We start from the raw sequence: 19,716 nt of genomic DNA, 5'->3' as shown, positions 1-19,716 counted from the left end.
CGCCTGCCCCGGCGGTTTGCGGCGCGCGCGGCTTTTGTGGTCTAATGGCCGTTGACGAAACAGGGGTGCTTCACCGGTATGCCGGGCATGCCACAGTGAGGCTGAGAGAGACCCTTCGCACCCGATCCGGGTAATACCGGCGCGGGAAGTTTCCGGAAAGTCTTGCTGGCGCTATTTTTCAGCCGATCCACGCAGGCCCATGCAGCGGCCACGGTATTCGTCGGTTGAAAACGATTTATTCAGGCGTCCAGATTCCCGCCGGGCAATCTTCGCGGCGCAGCGCGTTCGATATACGTCATCGCGCTCCATCGCGGTTGCACGGCCGGCTTTGCCAGCCGGTTTCGTCCTTGGGTACGCATGCTTCTTGCCGTACGGAAAGGATACGATGACCGCCGCTTCTAACTTACATTCCGATCGCTCCCTGGTTTCTGGCGCACGCGCGTCCGCACCGGCTATGCCCGATTTCGCCGTTCTTGGCGGCGGGTTGAGCGGGCGTCTGGTCGCCTGGCGTCTTGCGGGCGCAGGGCATCGCGTGGCGCTCTATGAGCGCGGCGGACCCGAAGGCGGGGAAGCCGCCGCGTGGGTCGCGGCCGCCATGCTGGCGCCGCTCGCGGAAGCGGCCGTCGCCGAATTGCTGATCACCGAACTGGGCGTCGCCTCGCTCGACACCTGGCCGCAAATCCTGGCCGAACTGCCCGAACCCGTCTTCTTCCAGCGCAACGGCACGCTCGTGGTCTGGCATCACGCCGATCGCACCGAAGCGCCGCTGTTCGAGCGCCGCGTGCGCGCCAACGCGCCGCGCGAACTCGCCGATGCCCACTTCACGACGCTGCAGGGCGCGCAACTCGACGCGGCCGAACCGGCGCTCGCCGGGCGTTTCGCGCGCGGCTGGCTGCTCGACGGCGAAGGCCAGCTCGATAACCGCCAGGCGCTGGCCGCACTCGCTGCGGGTCTCGCGCAACGCGGCGTGCAGACGCACTGGAACACGAGCGTCGATGACGCCAACCTGCCGCCCGCGCGCGTGACGATCGATTGCCGCGGTCTGGGCGCCAAGCCCGCGCTGCCCGCGCTGCGCGGCATTCGCGGGGAAGTGGCGCGCGTGCACGCGCCGGGCATCGGCCTGACGCGGCCGGTGCGCCTGCTGCATCCGCGCTATCCGCTCTATATCGCGCCCAAGCAGAACGATCTCTATGTGATCGGCGCGACCGAAATCGAAGGCGAGGACCGCTCGCCGGTCAGCGTGCGTTCGGCGCTGGAACTGCTGAGCGCGGCGTTCGCCGTGCATCCGGCGTTCGGCGAGGCGCGCATCCTCGAACTCAACTCGCAGTGCCGCCCGACGTTGCCCGACCATCGCCCCGCGTTGTTCTGGGACGGCGCCGCGACGCTGCGCGTGAACGGCCTGTATCGCCACGGTTTCATGATCGCGCCCGCCGTCGCCGACGAAGCCGTGCGCGTGGCCGAAGCCATGCTGGCGGGCCATGTCGCCGATGCCGACGCCTTCGAAGCGCTGCGCGCCGGATCGCGCTGGGCCTCGATGCTGCACATCGCGCAGTCCCAGCACAGCAACGCCGCGCCCGCGCACGCCTGAGCGCCGCGAACACATACATCGGGGCGCGCTGCTTGCTGCCTCGCACGATTCAACCGTAGTCAGACGCCGTTACACGGCTAGTGAAAGATTCGCCATGGACATCCAGATCAACCAGAAGCCGCTCACGCTGCCCGAGGGCGCGACCGTCGCCGATGCGCTTGCCGCATTTGGCGCGCAGCCGCCGTTCGCGGTCGCCGTGAATGGCGATTTCGTCGCGCGCGGCCAGCATGGCGCGCGCACGCTGTCGGCGGGCGACCGCCTCGACGTCGTGAGCCCGGTGGCCGGCGGCTGATCGCACGGCTCGCGCCAGACGATCTGCCCACGCCACCCGCCAAGGAATACACGCCATGACCACCCAACACACCGCCGACGCGCTCACGCTCTACGGCGAAACCTTCCAGAGCCGCGTGCTGCTCGGCACCTCGCGCTATCCGTCGCTGCAATCGCTGTCCGATTCGATGCAAGCTGCGCGCCCCGGCATGATCACCGTCGCGCTGCGCCGCCAGATGAACGACGGCACGGCCGAAGCCGGCTTCTTCGATCTGCTCAAGCGCCATGGCGTGCCGCTGCTGCCGAACACGGCCGGCTGCCTGACCGTCAACGAAGCCGTGACCACGGCCCACATGGCGCGCGAAGTCTTCGACACCGACTGGATCAAGCTCGAACTGATCGGCGACGACTACACGCTGCAGCCCGATCCGGTCGGCCTGATCGAAGCGGCCGCGCGTCTCGTGAAAGACGGCTTCAAGGTGCTGCCGTATTGCACCGAAGACCTCGTGATCGGCCGCCGCCTGCTCGACGCCGGTTGCGAAGCGCTGATGCCGTGGGGCGCGCCCATCGGCACCGGCAAGGGCGTGATCAATCCCTACGGCCTGCGCGTGCTGCGCGAGCGTCTGCCCGACGTGCCGCTGATCGTCGATGCGGGTCTGGGCCTGCCGTCGCACGCGGCGCAGGTGATGGAGTGGGGCTTCGACGGCGTGCTGCTCAATACGGCCGTGGCGCAGGCGACGCACCCGGAAGCGATGGCGCGCGCCTTCGCGCTGGGCGTGGAAGCGGGCCGCACGGCGTATCTCGCCGGGCCGATGGCCGAACGCGAAGCCGCGGTGGCGAGCACGCCGGTCGTCGGCATGCCGTTCTGGCACCAGGATGGAGGCAAGTAATGACCAATACGTTGAAACTGAAAGACCGCGAACTGTTCTGGCCGCCCGCCGATGAACTCGCCGAGACCGCCGAAGGCATCCGCGCGAAGCTGGGCGATTGGCCGGCGACGCACGCGCCGTGGCGCCTGTGCCTCACGCCGCCGGACGCGCCCAACGGCGGCGATCTGATCGTCGTGACCGATGCCGCGCCGCATCTGGAAAACATCGCGCGCTGGATGACCGAAGGCGCGGGCGTGATCGAGGCGAAAGGCGACGATCCTGCCGCCGCGCTCGTGACGCTGCATCTGGGCGGCGAGCGCTACGCGCTGCAAGGCTCGCTGGCCGAAGACTGGATTGCCGCGCTGGCGGCTTTCCTCGACTGCGGTTTCGATCCGCACGACGCGCTCGTGCTGGCGCTCGCCTGGCGTGACGGCGACGAACAGAAAGACGACGCCTGGCCCGTCGATATCGCACGTTTCCCGCGCGTGCTGGGCCTGCCGGACGCGCCTGCGCGCCCGTTCGCGACCTGCCCGCAAAAGCTCGGCCTGTACCCCGTGCTGCCGAGCGCCGACTGGGTCGAGCGCGTGCTCGACTTCGGCGTGAAGACCGTGCAGTTGCGCAGCAAGAAGACGGCCTCGGCGGAACTCACGCACGAGATCGAGCGCTGCGTCGCGGCTGGCCGCAAGCACGATGCGCAACTGTTCATCAACGATCACTGGCAGGCGGCGATGGCGGCGGGCGCTTACGGCGTCCACCTCGGCCAGGAAGATCTGCGCGAAGCCGATCTGTACGCGCTGGCGGCATCGGGCATTCGCCTCGGCCTGTCCACGCACGGGTACTTCGAAATGCTCACGGCGCTGCACTTCCGCCCGAGCTACATCGCGTGCGGCGCGGTGTTCGCCACCACGACCAAGGAAATGCCCACGGCCCCGCAAGGCATGAAGCGCCTCAAGCGCTACGTGCAACTGCTCGAAGGCGTGGTGCCGATGGTCGCGATCGGCGGCATCGACGGTGCCGTCCTGCCGGAAGTGCTCGCCACCGGCGCGGGCAGTGCGGCGGTCGTGCGCGCCGTCACCGAGGCGGCCGAACCGGCTGCCGCCGTTGCTGCGCTGCGCAAAGCGTTTACGCAATAATGCCCCGGCCTCGCCGCGCTTCGCTCCTCGACAGAATCGGGGCGCGAAGCGGCGGGGAATGAGCGGCAGCAGGCGTCCTACGGCGCTGCTGCGTCAAGAAACGGTCATGGGCGCATCGCGGCATCAATTTCACGATGGCCCTATAATCCCGCCTTCGTGTAAATGGACTTGTCAGCTTACGTGCCCTCATCCTCTGAGACCCTTCTGGAGCTGCGCGACGTCGACTTCGGCTATAGCGACCGGCTCGTCCTGTCCGGACTGAACATGCGCTTTGGCCGCGGTCAGGTGGTCGCGGTCATGGGCGGCTCGGGCGGCGGCAAGACTACGGTGCTGCGCCTGATCGGCGGACTGGTGCGCGCGCAGCGCGGCCAGGTGCTATTTCAGGGCCAGGACGTCGGCGCGCAGACGCGCGAAGGCCTTTACGCGCTGCGCCGCAAAATGGGCATGCTGTTCCAGTTCGGCGCACTGTTCACGGATATGTCGGTGTTCGACAACGTGGCCTTCGCCCTGCGCGAACACACCGATCTCCCCGAAGAACTGATCCGCGACCTCGTGCTCATGAAGCTCAACGCCGTGGGTCTGCGCGGCGCGCGCGATCTCGCGCCGTCGGAGATTTCGGGCGGCATGGCGCGCCGCGTGGCGCTTGCGCGCGCGATCGCGCTCGATCCGCAACTCATGATGTACGACGAGCCTTTCGCCGGGCTCGACCCGATTTCCCTCGGCATTACCGCGAACCTCATCCGCACGCTGAACGACGCGCTGGGCGCGACGTCCATCCTCGTTACGCATGACGTGCCGGAGTCGTTCGCCATCGCCGATTACGTGTATTTCGTCGCGAACGGCAAAGTGCAGGCGCAAGGCACTCCGGCTGAGCTGCGCGCCTCGACCGATCCGATCGTGCGCCAGTTCATCGACGGCGCGCCGGACGGTCCGTTCCGCTTTCATTACCCGACGAATGTGCCGCTCGATGCGGACTTCGGCATTGGCGGAGGCCGTTCATGATCGGCGCTATCAGTTCGGTCGGGCGCGGTGTGCTCGACTCGATTACGCGCGCGGGCCACGCCACGCGTTTCTTCGTGCGCCTCGTGCTGGAATTTTTCCCGCTGCTGCGCCGTCCGCGTCTTGTCACGAAGCAGATCCACTTCGTCGGTAATTATTCGCTGCTGATCATTGCGGTGTCGGGGCTGTTTGTCGGCTTCGTGCTGGGTCTGCAGGGCTATTACACGCTCAACCGTTATGGTTCGGAGCAGGCGCTCGGTCTGCTGGTGGCGCTGTCGCTGGTGCGCGAACTCGGTCCGGTGGTCACGGCGCTGCTGTTCGCGGGCCGCGCGGGCACGTCGCTTACCGCTGAAATCGGCTTGATGAAGGCGGGCGAGCAGCTGACGGCCATGGAAATGATGGCGGTCGACCCCGTGCGCATCGTGGTGGCGCCGCGCATGTGGGCGGGCGTGGTCGCCATGCCCATTCTGGCGGCCATCTTCAGCGCGGTCGGCATTCTGGGCGGCTATGTGGTGGGCGTGCTGCTGATCGGCGTGGATTCCGGCGCGTTCTGGTCGCAGATGCAGGGCGGCGTCGATGTCTGGACCGACGTGGGCAACGGCGTGATCAAGAGCATCGTGTTCGGCTTTGCCGTGACGTTCACCGCGCTGTACCAGGGTTACGAAGCGAAGCCCACGCCCGAAGGCGTGTCGCGCGCAACCACCAAGACCGTCGTGTACGCATCGCTTGCGGTGCTCGGCCTCGACTTCCTGCTTACCGCGCTGATGTTCAGCTAAAGGCTTCGGCCCGCGGCGCGCCGGTCCTCTTCAGGCGGCGCGTCAGGGCCACGCGGCAGGCGCCTTGGGGCGCCGCCGCAACGGATTCTCATTGGGATGACGATGAAAAAGACTGCTCTCGACTTCTGGGTCGGCTTGTTCGTGGTGCTGGGCTTCGTTGCGCTGCTGTTTCTCGCGCTGAAGGCCGGCAATATGAGCTCGCTCTCGTTCCAGCAGACCTACACCGTGAAGCTCAAATTCGACAACATCGGCGGTCTCAAGCCGCGCGCGCCCGTCAAGAGCGCGGGCGTGACGGTGGGCCGCGTGGCGTCGATCGGCTTCGATACCAACACCTATCAGGCGCTCGTGACGCTCAATCTGGACCAGCAGTACCCGTTCCCGAAGGACACGTCAGCGAAGATCCTGACGTCGGGTCTGCTCGGCGAGCAGTACATCGGGCTGGAGCCGGGCGGCGACACCGACATGCTCAAGAACGGCGACACGATTGCGATGACGCAGTCGGCAATCGTGCTCGAGAATCTGATCAGTCAGTTCCTGTACAGCAAGGCGGCCGATTCGGGCGCCGCGAAATCTGGCAGCAGCGCGGGTAGCAGCGCAGGCAGCGGGGCCGCGAACGGGGCGGCCGGTGGGGCAGCGGGCGGCGAGAATGCCGCACCCGTCCCGGCGCCAGCGCAGGCAGGCTCCGGCGCGGCGGCCCAATAAGGAGAATAAAGATGATCACCACACGCATGCGCGCCATCACGATCGGCGTCGCGGCGCTCGCGCTGACGGCATGCTCGACGGTGCAGACGCCGTCGAAGGACGATCCGTGGGAAGGCTTCAACCGCACGGTCTACACCTTCAACGACAAGGTGGACCAGTACGCGCTCAAGCCGGTCGCGAAGGGTTACGTGAAGGTCACGCCGCAGCCGGTGCGTGACAGCGTGACGAACTTCTTCGCCAATATCGGTGATGTCTACAACGCGGCCAACAACTTCCTGCAGCTGAAGATCACCGATGGTGTCGAAGACATCATGCGGATCGTGATCAACACGGTTTTCGGCGTGGGCGGTCTGTTCGACGTGGCGACGCTCGCTAAGCTGCCCAAGCACAACCAGGACTTCGGCCTGACGCTCGGTCACTACGGCGTGCCGGCCGGCCCGTATCTCGTGCTGCCGCTGTTCGGGCCGAGCACGGTGCGTGACGGTGTGGGTCTTGTCGGCAACTACTTCATCAATCCGGTCAGCTATGTCGATCCGGCGGCGCTGTCGTGGGGCCTCTACGGCCTGAACGTCGTCAGCACGCGTGCGAACCTGCTGGGTGCGAGCGACCTGCTCGAAGGCGCGGCCATCGACAAGTATTCGTTCGTGCGCAACACCTATCTGCAGCGCCGCCGCTATCAGCTTTCGGATGGCCACGCGTCGCAGTCGAGCCTGCCCGATTACGGTGACGGCGCGCCGCCGCCGAACTACGGCGAGCCGGATGACGGCGCTGCGTCTGCGGCTGGCGCGGCTGCTCCGGCTTCGGGCGCGACGGCTGCAGTGCCTGCTTCGGGCACTGCGCGTGCTGCAACGCCTACGGCGGCCAGCATGCCGCCGGCCAGCCCGAATGGCGCTTCGGCTGCGGCGGTGCCGGCAGGCGCATCGGCGGCGGTGGCGCCGGAAGCCGCATCGGGCGCCGAGGCACCGGACGCCGCTTCGGCGACCAGCGTTCCCGGCGATCAGATGATCCCGCCGGCGCGCATCGGCTATCCGGGTCTGCTGCGCCTGCATTAATCAGAAGCCCGGCGCGGCGCGGCCCAGGCGGCCGTGCGCGCCGGCGTCCCACGTCTGACGTAACAGATCGATACGCTTGTCGCAGTTTCCTGGCACTTATTGACTCGGTGCGATAGAACTCGCGTGCTATCTTTGGCGTCCAACGGGGCGTATCTCCCCATCTTGCAGGACTCGATATGAAAAAATTCTTTCTGTTTCCGATTTTTGCCATGTTTTTTGCGTTTGCCGGCTCGGCATCCGCGCAGACGGTGGACACCAGCAACCCTGACGCGATGATCAAGACGATCACGCAGCAGGTCATGGACCAGATCAAGGGCGACAAGTCGATCCAGTCGGGCGACATCTCGAAGATCACGCAACTCGTGAACGAGAAGATCCTGCCGTACACCGACTTCCGCCGCACGACGCAACTGGCGATGGGCCGCAACTGGCGCGCCGCCACGCCGGACCAGCAGCAACAGGTCATCGAGCAGTTCAAGATGCTGCTGATCCGCACGTACTCGGGCGCGCTGGCTCAGGTTCGCGACCAGCAGATCGAATACAAGCCGTTCCGCGCCAACCCGGACGATACCGATGTCGTGGTCCGTTCGACCGTGCTGAACAACGGCCAGCCGATCGAGCTCGACTACCGTCTCTACAAGACGCCGCAAGGCTGGCGCGTGTATGACATCAACGTACTCGGCGCATGGCTGATCCAGGCTTACCAGCAGCAGTTCCAGGAAAAGATCCAGCAGGGCGGTGTGCAAGGCCTGATCTCGTTCCTGACGCAGCGTAACCAGCAACTCGCCGCCGGCAAGGCCGCTTCGTGAGCGAGGGCTTCGCCATCGGCGCTACGCTGACCCACGAGAGCGCGAATGCCGCGCTCTCGGCGGGTCTCGCGCAGATCAAGGCGGGCGTGACCGCCGTCGATTGCGCGCCGCTCAAGCAATTCGATTCGTCGGCGCTTGCCGTACTGATCGCGTGGCAACGCGCCGCGCGTGAACGCGGCGCCACGCTCAGCGTTCTCAATCTGCCCACCGCGCTCGCGGCTCTCGCGCGCGCCTATGGCGTCGATACGCTCCTGCACGAGCGACATTGACGCGCGCCGGTCTCGCGCGTGATCCGCTTTAATCGGCATCAGGCGCGCGCAAACCGGCGCATTTCCCATCTCCCTGTTCAGACCGAGGTCGGGTCGGGCTTTCCGACTTGGCCTATAATCAAACGTTTTTTGGGCGTTGCCCCCGGTTCCGGGAGCGATGATGGCGCTTAAAACCGTCCCCAAATAAGGTTTCCCCGCGGTCTCCCCGCAGCATTGATGCACTTACCGGCCGCACCGTTCAAGACGGGCGGCGTCTGAGTCATGCCAGCCATAGAAATCCGTAACGTCAAGAAGCGCTACAAAGAGCTTCAGGCGCTCAAAGGCGTCAGCTTCACGGTCGAAGAGGGCGAGTTCTTCGGGCTGCTCGGCCCGAACGGCGCGGGCAAAACGACGCTCATCAGCGCGCTTGCCGGCCTCGCGCGAGCCGACGAGGGCACGATCGCCGTGCGCGGTCACGATGTCGTCAGAGACTACCGCAATGCGCGCCGCAATCTCGGCGTGGTGCCCCAGGAACTCGTTTTCGATCCGTTCTTCACGGTGCGCGAGACGCTGCGCATCCAGTCCGGCTACTTCGGTCTGCGCAATAACGACGCGTGGATCGACGAAGTCATGGCCAATCTCGATCTCACCGAGAAAGCCGACGTCAACATGCGTGCGCTCTCGGGCGGCATGAAGCGTCGCGTGCTGGTCGCGCAGGCGCTGGTGCATCGGCCGCCCGTGATCGTGCTCGACGAACCCACCGCCGGCGTGGACGTCGAATTGCGCCAGACGCTCTGGAAGTTCATCGCGCGCCTGAACCGCGAAGGGCACACCATCGTGCTCACGACGCACTATCTGGAAGAAGCGGAAGAGCTGTGCGACCGCATCGCCATGCTGCGTCGCGGCGAGGTGGTCGCGCTCGAACGCACCAGCACGCTGCTGCAACGCTTCGCGGGCACGCAGCTGTATCTGCGCTTCTCGGAAGGCGCGCTGCCCACCGAACTGCGCTCGCTCGCCGTCGATATGTCGAACCTGCCGAACGGCAACGGCAACCAGCATCTGCTGCGTCTGACGAGCTATGACGAAGTCGAGCGCATTCTCGGCCTGTGCCGCGCGAATGGCTGCAAGCTCGAAGAAATGGAAGTACGCAAGGCCGATCTCGAAGACGTCTTCGTGCAGGTGATGAACGGTCCGGAAGTGATCGAGGGGCTCGCATGAGCGGTTTCCGTACGCTGTTTTACAAAGAAGTGCTGCGTTTCTGGAAGGTCGCCTTCCAGACCGTGCTGGCGCCGGTGATTACCGCGCTGCTCTATCTGACGATCTTCGGCCACGCGCTGCGCGGCCACGTCGAGGTCTATCCGGGCGTGGAATACACGAGCTTCCTGATTCCCGGCCTCGTGATGATGAGCGTGCTGCAGAACGCCTTCGCCAATTCGTCGTCTTCGCTGATCCAGTCGAAGATCACGGGCAATCTCGTATTCGTTCTATTGCCGCCGCTCGCCGCCTGGGAGATGTTTGGGGCTTACGTGCTCGCCTCGATCGTGCGCGGCCTCGCCGTTGGCGCGGGCGTGTTCGTCGTGACGATCTGGTTCATCCCGATGAGCTTCGCCGCGCCGCTTTACATCATCGCTTTTGCGGTGCTCGGCTCGGCGATTCTCGGCACGCTCGGCCTGATCGCCGGGATCTGGGCCGAAAAATTCGACCAGCTCGCGGCGTTTCAGAACTTTCTTATCATGCCGCTCACGTTCCTTTCGGGCGTGTTCTATTCGACGCATACGCTGCCGCCGGTCTGGCGCGAGGTGTCGCGGCTTAACCCGTTCTTCTACATGATCGACGGCTTCCGCTACGGGTTCTTCGGGCTTTCCGATATCAACCCGCTGCAAAGTCTGGCGATCGTTTTCGTCTTTTTCGTGGTGCTGGCGACGCTTGCGATGCGTCTGCTCGCAAGCGGCTACAAGCTGCGCCACTAAGCGCAATATCAGGCAGGAGCACTACCCATGTCAGCTACGTTGCCGACTCCGGAACAGGTCAAGCAGTACATCTCGGCAGGTCTCGCGTGCGAGCATCTCGAAGTCGAGGGCGATGGTCAGCACTTCTTCGCGACGATCGTCTCGTCGGCGTTCGACGGCAAGCGTCTGATCCAGCGCCATCAGCTCGTCTATGCGGCGCTCGGCGACCGTATGCGCCAGGAAATTCACGCGCTCAGCATGAAGACGCTCACGCCCGCCGAATGGCAGAACGCATAATCTGGAATCTCAGTGCGAATCACCCAGGATAAAGGCGCCGCAGCCAGCGGCGCCGTTCAACACGACGCAGCGCCGCAAGCCGGCCGCAACGATCAGGAAACTTCAGGCATGGACAAACTCGTCATCGTCGGCGGGCAGAAGCTCGCGGGGGAAGTCATCGTTTCCGGCGCGAAGAATGCCGCGCTGCCGATTTTGTGCGCCGCTCTGCTGAGCGCCGAACCCGTCCAGCTCGACAACGTGCCCGACCTCCAGGACGTGCGCACCACGCTCAAGCTGCTCAACCAGATGGGCGTGCGCACCGAACAGGATGGCGCGCGCGTGCTGCTCGACGCCTCGAACGTGAACAACCTCGTCGCGCCGTATGAGCTGGTCAAGACCATGCGCGCGTCGATTCTCGTGCTCGGCCCGCTGGTGGCGCGCTTCGGCGAAGCCCGCGTGTCGCTGCCGGGCGGCTGCGCAATTGGCGCGCGTCCGGTCGATCAGCACATCAAGGGCCTGCAGGCGATGGGCGCCGAGATCTCGATCGAGCACGGTTTCATCGAAGCCCGCGCGAAGCGCCTGAAGGGCGCGCGCATCGTCACCGACATGATCACGGTCACCGGCACGGAAAACCTGCTGATGGCCGCCGTGCTGGCCGATGGCGAAACCATCATCGAAAACGCCGCGCGCGAGCCGGAAGTGGGCGACCTCGCGCACCTGCTGGTGGCGATGGGCGCGAAGATCGAAGGCATCGGCACGGATCGTCTGGTCATTCAAGGCGTCGAGAAGCTGCACGGCGCCCAGCACACCGTCATTCCCGACCGTATCGAAGCGGGCACGTTCCTGTGCGCGGTGGCGGCGACGGGCGGCGACGTGATCCTGCGCAACGTGCGCCCGAGCACGCTCGACGCGGTCACGGACAAGCTGCGCGAAGCGGGCGTGACGATCGAGGAAGGCGATGACTGGATGCGCGTGACGATGCACGAGCGCGCTCGCGCCGTGAATCTGCGCACCTCCGAATACCCGGCGTTCCCGACCGACATGCAGGCGCAGTTCATGGCGCTCAACACGATCGCGGACGGCACCTCGCAAGTGGTCGAAAACATCTTCGAAAACCGCTTCATGCACGTGCAGGAACTGAACCGTCTGGGCGCGCACATCACGACCGACGGCAAGACCGCACTGATCGCCGGCGTGGAAAAGCTCTCGGGCGCGAAGGTGATGGCCACCGATCTGCGCGCATCGGCCAGCCTCGTGATCGCCGCCATGTGCGCCGAAGGCGAAACGCTGATCGACCGCATTTATCACCTCGACCGCGGCTACGACCGCATGGAAGCCAAGCTGACGAAGCTCGGCGCCAACGTGAAGCGCATCAAGGGGAACGAGGCATGAGCACGGTTCAGACGCAACCCACGCCGGCCGCCGCTGCCGGCGCGCCGCTGACGCTCGCGCTCTCGAAGGGCCGCATCTTCGAAGAAACGATGCCGCTGCTCGCCGCGGCGGGCGTGCATGTGACCGAAGATCCGGAAACCTCGCGCAAGCTGATCCTGCCGACTACGGACCCGAACCTGCGCGTCATCATCGTGCGCGCGACCGACGTGCCCACCTACGTGGAATACGGCGCGGCCGACTTCGGCGTGGCGGGCAAGGACGTGCTCAACGAGCACGGCGGCGGCGGTCTCTATCAGCCGATCGATCTGGACATCGCGCGCTGCCGTCTGTCGGTGGCCGTGAAGAACGGTTTCGACTACGCGAACGCCGTGCGCCAGGGCGCGCGTCTGCGCGTGGCGACCAAGTACACCGAAGCCGCGCGTCAGCATTTCGCGGCCAAGGGCGTGCACGTCGACCTGATCAAGCTGTATGGCTCGATGGAACTCGCGCCGCTGGTCGGTCTCGCCGACGCGATCGTCGACCTGGTCAGCACGGGCGGCACGCTGCGCGCAAACGATCTGGTCGAAGTCGAAGAGATCATGGAGATCTCGTCGCGTCTCGTCGTGAATCAGGCTGCGCTCAAACTGAAGCGCGCCGCACTGCGGCCGTTCCTCGACGCGTTCGAACGCGCGTCGCGCGGCGAACAGGCCGCCTGACTGGCTGTTTAAGGCGTGTTCCGGCGCGAGCGTGCAGCGCTCGCGTCCCGCACGCCAAACCGCGCCTCGCGTATCTCAAAAGGCGCTGCGCGTCACCCGCGCATTACTGACACGGATGGATATCAGCATGGCTATCACGATTCGCAAACTCGACTCCAGCGCGGCAGGCTTCAAGAAGGCGCTGCACGCGGTGCTCGCGTTCGAGGCGAGCGAAGATGAGGCGATCGAGCGCTCGGTGGCGCAGATTCTGGCCGATGTGAAGTCGCGCGGCGACGCCGCCGTGCTCGAGTACACGCAGCGCTTCGACCGCCTGGACGCGAAGAGCGTCGCGGCGCTCGAATTGCCGGTCAGCGAACTCGAAGCGGCCCTCGAAAGCCTGCAGCCGAAGCAGCGCGCCGCGCTCGAAGCGGCAGCGGCGCGCGTGCGCGGCTATCACGAAAAGCAGCGTATCGAGTGCGGCTCGCATAGCTGGCAGTACACGGAATCGGACGGCACGGTGCTTGGCCAGAAGGTCACGCCGCTCGACCGCGTCGGCCTGTATGTGCCGGGCGGCAAGGCGGCGTATCCGTCGTCGGTGCTGATGAACGCGATTCCCGCGCGCGTCGCGGGCGTGCGCGAAATCATCATGGTCGTGCCCACGCCCGACGGCGTGAAGAACCCGCTGGTGCTGGCCGCCGCGCTGATCGCCGGCGTCGATCGCGTGTTCACGATCGGCGGCGCGCAGGCCGTGGCCGCGCTCGCTTACGGCACGGAAACCATTCCGCCGGTCGACAAGATCTGCGGCCCGGGCAACGCGTATGTGGCATCGGCCAAGCGCCGCGTGTTCGGCACGGTCGGCATCGACATGATCGCCGGTCCTTCGGAAATTCTCGTGATCTGCGACGGCACGACCGATCCGCGCTGGGTCGCGATGGACCTGTTCTCGCAGGCCGAGCACGACGAACTCGCGCAATCGATCCTGCTGTGCCCGGACGAAAGCTTCATCAAGCGCGTGGAAGCCGCCATCGACGAATTGCTGCCGACCATGCCGCGCTCCGAAGTGATCGCCACGTCGCTGACCAATCGCGGCGCGCTGGTGAAGGTGCGCGATATGGCCGAAGCCTGCGCGATCGCCAACGACATCGCGCCGGAACACCTGGAAATCTCGGCGCTGGAGCCGCAGAAGTGGGGCGCCGAAATCCGCCACGCGGGCGCGATCTTCCTCGGCCGCTACACCAGCGAAAGCCTGGGCGACTACTGTGCGGGGCCGAATCACGTGCTGCCTACGTCGCGTACCGCACGTTTCTCGTCGCCGCTGGGCGTCTATGATTTCATCAAGCGTTCGAGCCTGATCGAAGTCAGCGCGGAAGGCGCGCAGACGCTTGGCGAGATCGCCGCGGAACTCGCTTATGGCGAAGGTCTGCAGGCACACGCGCGCAGCGCGGAATACCGCATGAAGAACTGATGTGTCGTGCGCCGCGCGGCACAACCGGGCGGCGCGCCTGACGACAGGCAGACGATGCCAGGAAGACCGCAGTTGCGTTTGAGTAGCGTTTGAGTAGCGACGAAGCACGGCAGCACCCACGCGCCTGAGACCAGAGCAAGGCCAGAGCTAGTTCATTCCATGGCCAACAATAACCAGGACGGCCCACGCAGCACTTGAGCCGCCCGATCCGGCTCGCCGCCATTGCACGCGCGAGCCAACCTGACATGACGACACCTCAAGACATCATCCGCTCCGACGTGCTCGCAATGACGAGTTACCCGGTGCCCGACGCGACCGGCTTCGTGAAGCTCGACGCGATGGAGAACCCGTTTTCGCTGCCCGCCGATCTGGCTGCGCGCCTGGGCGAGCATCTCGCCGGCGTGGCGCTCAACCGCTATCCGGCGCCGCGTCCCGAAGCGTTGATGGCGAAGCTCAAGGCCGCGATGCACGTGCCGGCAGAGTGCGATGTGCTGCTCGGCAACGGTTCGGATGAAATCATCAGCATGGTCACGATGGCGTGCGCAAAGCCGGGCGCCAAAGTGCTCGCGCCGGTGCCGGGCTTCGTGATGTACGCGATGTCGGCGAAATTCGCCCAGGTGGAGTTCGTCGGCGTGCCGCTGAACGCCGATTTCACGCTCGACACGGACGCCATGGTGACGGCGATCGGCGAGCATCGGCCGGCCGTGATCTGGCTCGCGTATCCGAATAACCCGACCGGCACGCTGTTCGCCGACGCCGATATCGAGCGCGTGATCGCCGCCGCAGCGGCCGCGAACGGTCTCGTGGTGATCGACGAGGCTTACCAGCCGTTCGCCGAGCGAAGCTGGATGGCGCGCGCCGGCGAGTTCGACAACGTGGTCGTCATGCGCACGATGTCCAAGCTCGGCCTCGCGGGCATCCGTCTGGGCTATCTCGCGGGCCGCGCGGCGTGGCTCAACGAAATCGACAAGGTGCGGCCGCCGTACAACATCAACGTGCTGACCCAGGCCGCCGCCGGTTTCCTGCTCGATCACCTCGACGTGCTCGACGCGCAGGCCGCCGAACTGCGCGCCGGACGTGCCGATCTGGCCGCCGAAGTGGCGAAACTGCCGGACGCCGAAGTATTCGAAAGCGCCGGCAATTTCCTGCTCGTGCGCGTGCCGGATGCGCCCGCTGTGTTCGATACGCTACTCACGGCGCGGGTTCTGGTCAAAAACGTGAGTAAAATGCATCCATTGCTGGCGAATTGTGTGCGCCTGACCGTCGGGACTCCCGGCGAAAACGCGCAGCTGCTCGCCGCCCTGAAGCTTGTCCTCAAGTGAACCGTCCCCACGAGTCCTGAGCGAGCGCCTCTCTAATCCCTCCTGTTACGGGCTGTTTGAAGGAATTTGCCATGCGCGTCGCGCAAGTCGTTCGCAACACCAGCGAAACGCAGATCAGCGTGAAAATCAATCTGGACGGCACCGGTGAGCAAAAGCTCAAGACCGGCGTGCCGTTTCTCGACCACATGCTCGATCAGATCGCACGACACGGTCTGATCGATCTCGAAGTCGAGGCGCATGGCGACACGCATATCGACGACCACCATACGGTGGAAGACGTCGGCATCACGCTCGGCCAGGCGGTGGCGCAGGCCATCGGCGATAAAAAGGGCATCCGCCGCTACGGCCATGCCTATGTGCCGCTCGACGAGGCGCTCTCGCGCGTGGTGGTGGACTTCTCGGGCCGTCCGGGTCTGGAGTTCCACGTGCCGTTCACGCGTGCGCGCATCGGCAGCTTCGACGTCGATCTGTCGATCGAATTCTTCCGCGGCTTCGTCAATCATGCCGGCGTGACGCTGCATATCGACAATCTGCGCGGCCTGAACGCTCACCATCAGCTGGAAACCGTATTCAAGGCCTTCGGTCGCGCGCTGCGCCAGGCCGCCGAGTTCGACGAGCGTCAGGCGGGCAAGATTCCGTCGACGAAGGGCAGCCTTTAATCAGCCAGACGCTCAGTCAACGGCGCGGCCAGTTCGCGATGTGCGATGCGTACCGTCAGGTGCGCGCATGCGACTTGCGCAACGCCGTCATGACGGGCCTCGGACAGATTGCCAGATAGCAGGACGGACGGTCCTGAATCGAGATGACTACTTCAATTGCGATTGTGGATTATGGGATGGGCAACCTGCGTTCGGTCGCCCAGGCGCTGAAACAGGCGGCTCCCGAAGCCGACGTGCAGATCGTCGAGCGCCCGGAAGCGATCCGCGCGGCTGACCGCGTGGTGCTGCCGGGGCAGGGCGCGATGCCCGACTGCATGCGTAGCCTCGCGGAATCGGGCCTGCAGGACGCCGTGATCGAAGCTTCGCGCAGCAAGCCGCTGATGGGCGTGTGCGTGGGCGAGCAGATGCTGTTCGACTGGAGCGCCGAAGGCGATACGCCGGGTCTCGGCCTGCTGCCGGGCAAAGTGGTGCGTTTCGAGCTGCAAGGCCAGTTGCAGGACGACGGCTCGCGCTTCAAGGTGCCGCAGATGGGCTGGAACCGTGTGCGCCAGTCGCGCGCCCATGCGCTCTGGGACGGCGTGCCGGACGACAGCTACTTCTACTTCGTCCACAGCTACTACGTGGTGCCCGCCGATGCGGCGCACACCGTTGGCGAAACGCCGTACGGCGCTGCCTTTACCTCGGCGGTGGCGCGGGATAACATCTTCGCCACCCAATTCCACCCGGAGAAGAGCGCCGCAGCCGGTCTGCGCGTGTATCGCAACTTCGTCCACTGGAACCCGTAAGTCCCTGGCGGCCGCGCCGACTGGTATCGGCAAGGCCGTCGAAAGAGTTGTACTAAACTAGCGAAACGGCGTCGGATCGGGTCTTTTTTCCGCCGATGCCTGCTGATTCCAACCCCTTCCAGATATCACCCGTTAGCTATGCTGCTGATTCCGGCCATCGATCTCAAAGACGGTCACTGTGTACGCCTGAAACAAGGCGATATGGACCAGGCGACTATTTTCTCCGAGGAACCGGCGGCCATGGCCCGACATTGGGTCGAGCGCGGCGCACGCCGTCTGCACCTCGTCGACCTGAATGGCGCCTTCGCGGGCAAGCCGAAGAACGAAGACGCGATCCGCGAAATCATTCGCGAAGTCGGCGACAAGATTCCCGTCCAGCTGGGCGGCGGTATCCGTGACCTCGACACGATCGAGCGTTACCTCGACGACGGTCTCTCTTACGTCATCATCGGCACGGCTGCGGTGAAGAACCCGGGCTTCCTCCAGGAAGCGTGCACGGCGTTCGGGGGCCACATCATCGTCGGCCTGGACGCGAAGGACGGCAAGGTTGCCACCGACGGCTGGAGCAAGCTCACCGGCCACGAAGTCGTGGATCTCGCGCGCAAGTTCGAGGACTACGGCGCCGAATCGATCATCTACACCGACATCGGCCGCGACGGCATGCTGCAAGGCATCAACATCGAAGCGACGGTGCGCCTTGCGCGCGCGGTGAAGATTCCGGTGATCGCGAGCGGCGGCCTGTCGAACCTCGCCGATATCGACGCGCTGTGCGAAGTCGAAGACGAAGGCGTCGAAGGCGTGATCTGCGGCCGTGCGATCTACTCGGGCGACCTCGATTTCGCGGCGGCGCAAACGCGCGCGGACAGCCTGCGCGAATCCGACGACGCGTAAGCGTCGCGCACATGGCCTCCGTCACTGGAGGCCTTTTGCTTTCTGGCGGCCGCGCATGGTGGACGCTACGCGCGAATTTCGCGACAAGCGCTCGCTGCCGTGTCTGGCAGACCGCACCGATAGACATTCACCGACCGGCATCATCGGCAAGATCATGGCTCTACCCAAACGCATCATCCCCTGTCTCGACGTGACCGCCGGACGGGTCGTCAAGGGCGTCAATTTCGTCGAGCTGCGCGACGCGGGCGACCCCGTCGAAATCGCGCGCCGCTATGACGAGCAGGGCGCGGACGAACTCACCTTCCTCGACATCACCGCGACCTCCGACGGGCGCGATCTGATCCTGCCGATCATCGAAGAGGTGGCCTCGCAGGTCTTCATTCCGCTGACGGTCGGCGGCGGCGTGCGCGCCGTCACCGATGTGCGCCGCCTGCTCAACGCGGGCGCGGACAAGATCGGCATGAACTCGTCGGCGGTGGCGAATCCGCAACTCGTGCGCGATGCGGCGGACAAGTACGGCTCGCAGTGCATCGTCGTGGCGATCGACGCCAAGCGCACCTCGGCGCCCGGCGAACCGGCGCGCTGGGAAGTGTTCACGCACGGCGGGCGCAAGGCCACGGGCCTCGACGCCGTCGAGTGGGCGCGCAAGATGGCCGAATTCGGCGCGGGCGAAATCCTGCTGACCAGCATGGACCGCGACGGCACCAAGAGTGGCTTCGACCTCGACCTCACGCGCGCCGTCTCGGACGCCGTGCCGGTGCCCGTGATCGCCTCGGGCGGCGTGGGCGGGCTGCAGGATCTGGCCGATGGCGTCGTCAAGGGCCACGCCGATGCGGTGCTGGCGGCGAGCATCTTCCACTATGGCCAGCATACCGTCGGCGAAGCGAAGCGCTTTATGGCCGATCAGGGCATTTCGGTGAGGATGTAAGGCGATGACCAACACTTCCAGTGAAAACGCGGGCTGGCTCGACAAGGTCAACTGGGACGCCAACGGCCTCGTGCCGGTGATCGCCCAGGAAGCCACGACCGGCGACGTGCTGATGTTCGCGTGGATGAACCGCGAAGCGCTCGCCAAAACGGTCGAAACGCGCCGCGCCGTGTACTTCTCGCGCTCGCGCCAGCGCCTGTGGTTCAAGGGCGAGGAATCGGGCCACGTGCAGCACGTGAGCGAGATCCGTCTGGATTGCGACGAAGACGTCGTGCTGCTCAAGATCGAGCAGGTGTCCGGCATCGCGTGCCATACGGGCCGCCACTCGTGCTTTTTCCAGCAATTCGAAGGCACCGTCGACGAAGGCCGCTGGGTCGCCGTCGATCCCGTGCTGAAAGACCCCGAACACATCTACAAATGACGCAACTGAACACTAACGACACGCTGCTGCGCCTCGCAGCCGTGATCGACAGCCGCAAGGGCGGCGACCCGGATTCCTCCTACGTGGCACGTCTGTTCCACAAGGGCGACGACGCGGTGCTCAAGAAGGTCGGCGAAGAAGCCACCGAAGTCGTGCTGGCCGCGAAGGACGTGCGCCAGGGCGGCGCGCCGAAGGCGCTGGTCGGCGAAATGGCCGATCTGTGGTTCCATTGCCTCGTCACGCTGTCGCACTTCGACCTGAGCCCCGCCGACGTGCTGGCCGAGCTGGAACGCCGCGAAGGCCTGTCGGGACTGGAAGAGAAGGCACTGCGCAAGAGCCGTGAGCGCGAGGAAAGCGGCGAGTAATCTGGCGCTGCTTCGTCGTTGCTGCGTCGTTGCTGCGTGATCGCTTCGTTGCGGGATCGCCGCGCAGGCAACCGGTTTCGAGTAGGCTTGTCGAAAGCATCGAGGCCCGTCCACTCCGGACGGGCGTCTGTCGACAGGAGACA

Annotated in this window: 23 protein-coding genes and 1 riboswitch; all 23 genes read left to right on the top strand. The window is 65.4% G+C overall.

Annotated features, from left to right (window positions below; genetic code table 11):
- Window positions 1–51 precede the first annotated feature (51 nt).
- Window positions 52–165, top strand: a riboswitch (TPP riboswitch).
- 289 nt (window positions 166–454) lie between these two features.
- The 23 genes from U5A67_RS32465 to U5A67_RS32355 all read left to right on the top strand — a co-directional run bounded on the left by U5A67_RS32465 (window position 455) and on the right by U5A67_RS32355 (window position 19,573).
- Window positions 455–1,588, top strand: coding sequence for an FAD-dependent oxidoreductase (locus U5A67_RS32465; protein WP_321817573.1), 1,134 nt, complete (start codon window positions 455–457; stop codon window positions 1,586–1,588).
- Between the two features lie 94 nt (window positions 1,589–1,682).
- Complete coding sequence (thiS, locus tag U5A67_RS32460) at window positions 1,683–1,880, top strand: sulfur carrier protein ThiS (RefSeq protein ID WP_205987135.1); 198 nt, start codon at window positions 1,683–1,685, stop codon at window positions 1,878–1,880.
- A gap of 55 nt (window positions 1,881–1,935) precedes the next feature.
- On the top strand, window positions 1,936–2,748 hold the full coding sequence (locus U5A67_RS32455; RefSeq protein WP_205987136.1) for a thiazole synthase: 813 nt from the start codon (window positions 1,936–1,938) through the stop codon (window positions 2,746–2,748).
- The gene (gene thiE, locus U5A67_RS32450; protein WP_321817572.1) at window positions 2,748–3,860 is read left to right on the top strand and encodes a thiamine phosphate synthase; all 1,113 of its coding nucleotides are present in this window, start codon (window positions 2,748–2,750) and stop codon (window positions 3,858–3,860) included. The genes U5A67_RS32455 and thiE overlap by 1 nt, the downstream gene beginning before the upstream one ends.
- A 180-nt stretch (window positions 3,861–4,040) precedes the next feature.
- The gene (locus U5A67_RS32445; protein ID WP_415767971.1) at window positions 4,041–4,862 is read left to right on the top strand and encodes an ABC transporter ATP-binding protein; all 822 of its coding nucleotides are present in this window, start codon (window positions 4,041–4,043) and stop codon (window positions 4,860–4,862) included.
- A complete protein-coding gene (gene mlaE / locus U5A67_RS32440; protein WP_205987139.1) occupies window positions 4,859–5,635 on the top strand; it encodes a lipid asymmetry maintenance ABC transporter permease subunit MlaE in 777 nt (258 codons plus the stop codon). Before U5A67_RS32445 ends, mlaE begins: the two co-directional genes overlap by 4 nt.
- A 96-nt stretch (window positions 5,636–5,731) precedes the next feature.
- On the top strand, window positions 5,732–6,337 hold the full coding sequence (gene mlaD / locus U5A67_RS32435; RefSeq protein WP_321817570.1) for an outer membrane lipid asymmetry maintenance protein MlaD: 606 nt from the start codon (window positions 5,732–5,734) through the stop codon (window positions 6,335–6,337).
- Between the two features lie 11 nt (window positions 6,338–6,348).
- Entirely contained in the window at window positions 6,349–7,389 is a 1,041-nt protein-coding gene (locus tag U5A67_RS32430; RefSeq protein WP_321817569.1) for a VacJ family lipoprotein, read from the top strand.
- A gap of 176 nt (window positions 7,390–7,565) precedes the next feature.
- A complete protein-coding gene (locus U5A67_RS32425) occupies window positions 7,566–8,198 on the top strand; it encodes a phospholipid-binding protein MlaC (protein ID WP_205987142.1) in 633 nt (210 codons plus the stop codon).
- A complete protein-coding gene (locus tag U5A67_RS32420; RefSeq protein WP_321817568.1) occupies window positions 8,195–8,467 on the top strand; it encodes a lipid asymmetry maintenance protein MlaB in 273 nt (90 codons plus the stop codon). Before U5A67_RS32425 ends, U5A67_RS32420 begins: the two co-directional genes overlap by 4 nt.
- Before the next feature lie 261 nt (window positions 8,468–8,728).
- Window positions 8,729–9,664, top strand: a complete 936-nt coding sequence (locus U5A67_RS32415; RefSeq protein WP_321817567.1) for an ABC transporter ATP-binding protein — start codon at window positions 8,729–8,731, stop codon at window positions 9,662–9,664.
- Window positions 9,661–10,416 (top strand): ABC transporter permease, encoded by a 756-nt coding sequence (locus U5A67_RS32410; protein WP_321817566.1) that lies wholly within the window; start codon window positions 9,661–9,663, stop codon window positions 10,414–10,416. Before U5A67_RS32415 ends, U5A67_RS32410 begins: the two co-directional genes overlap by 4 nt.
- A 27-nt stretch (window positions 10,417–10,443) precedes the next feature.
- Window positions 10,444–10,692 (top strand): BolA family protein, encoded by a 249-nt coding sequence (locus U5A67_RS32405; RefSeq protein WP_042298005.1) that lies wholly within the window; start codon window positions 10,444–10,446, stop codon window positions 10,690–10,692.
- A gap of 108 nt (window positions 10,693–10,800) precedes the next feature.
- A complete protein-coding gene (gene murA / locus U5A67_RS32400) occupies window positions 10,801–12,063 on the top strand; it encodes a UDP-N-acetylglucosamine 1-carboxyvinyltransferase (protein WP_205987146.1) in 1,263 nt (420 codons plus the stop codon).
- The gene (gene hisG / locus U5A67_RS32395) at window positions 12,060–12,758 is read left to right on the top strand and encodes an ATP phosphoribosyltransferase (RefSeq protein ID WP_205987147.1); all 699 of its coding nucleotides are present in this window, start codon (window positions 12,060–12,062) and stop codon (window positions 12,756–12,758) included. Before murA ends, hisG begins: the two co-directional genes overlap by 4 nt.
- Before the next feature lie 127 nt (window positions 12,759–12,885).
- The gene (hisD, locus tag U5A67_RS32390; protein WP_205987148.1) at window positions 12,886–14,202 is read left to right on the top strand and encodes a histidinol dehydrogenase; all 1,317 of its coding nucleotides are present in this window, start codon (window positions 12,886–12,888) and stop codon (window positions 14,200–14,202) included.
- Between the two features lie 245 nt (window positions 14,203–14,447).
- The gene (hisC, locus tag U5A67_RS32385; protein WP_321817565.1) at window positions 14,448–15,524 is read left to right on the top strand and encodes a histidinol-phosphate transaminase; all 1,077 of its coding nucleotides are present in this window, start codon (window positions 14,448–14,450) and stop codon (window positions 15,522–15,524) included.
- Between the two features lie 71 nt (window positions 15,525–15,595).
- Window positions 15,596–16,183 carry an imidazoleglycerol-phosphate dehydratase HisB gene (gene hisB, locus U5A67_RS32380; protein ID WP_027819289.1) on the top strand — a complete coding sequence of 196 codons (588 nt, stop codon included), beginning with the start codon at window positions 15,596–15,598 and terminating at the stop codon, window positions 16,181–16,183.
- Window positions 16,184–16,326: 143 nt separating this feature from the next.
- Window positions 16,327–16,968 carry an imidazole glycerol phosphate synthase subunit HisH gene (hisH, locus tag U5A67_RS32375; protein ID WP_205987150.1) on the top strand — a complete coding sequence of 214 codons (642 nt, stop codon included), beginning with the start codon at window positions 16,327–16,329 and terminating at the stop codon, window positions 16,966–16,968.
- A 138-nt stretch (window positions 16,969–17,106) separates the two neighbouring features.
- Window positions 17,107–17,859 (top strand): 1-(5-phosphoribosyl)-5-[(5-phosphoribosylamino)methylideneamino]imidazole-4-carboxamide isomerase, encoded by a 753-nt coding sequence (gene hisA / locus U5A67_RS32370; protein ID WP_205987151.1) that lies wholly within the window; start codon window positions 17,107–17,109, stop codon window positions 17,857–17,859.
- A gap of 154 nt (window positions 17,860–18,013) precedes the next feature.
- A complete protein-coding gene (hisF, locus tag U5A67_RS32365) occupies window positions 18,014–18,787 on the top strand; it encodes an imidazole glycerol phosphate synthase subunit HisF (protein WP_321817590.1) in 774 nt (257 codons plus the stop codon).
- Window positions 18,788–18,791: 4 nt separating this feature from the next.
- Window positions 18,792–19,208, top strand: a complete 417-nt coding sequence (hisI, locus tag U5A67_RS32360) for a phosphoribosyl-AMP cyclohydrolase (RefSeq protein WP_205987153.1) — start codon at window positions 18,792–18,794, stop codon at window positions 19,206–19,208.
- The gene (locus U5A67_RS32355) at window positions 19,205–19,573 is read left to right on the top strand and encodes a phosphoribosyl-ATP diphosphatase (protein ID WP_027819284.1); all 369 of its coding nucleotides are present in this window, start codon (window positions 19,205–19,207) and stop codon (window positions 19,571–19,573) included. Before hisI ends, U5A67_RS32355 begins: the two co-directional genes overlap by 4 nt.
- Window positions 19,574–19,716: the final 143 nt, after the last annotated feature.

This window comes from Paraburkholderia sp. J69-1, assembly GCF_905220255.1.
GTDB lineage: Bacteria > Pseudomonadota > Gammaproteobacteria > Burkholderiales > Burkholderiaceae > Paraburkholderia.
The sequence above is the reverse complement of the archived record's forward strand: the minus strand, read 5'-3'. Positions and strand labels throughout refer to the sequence as shown.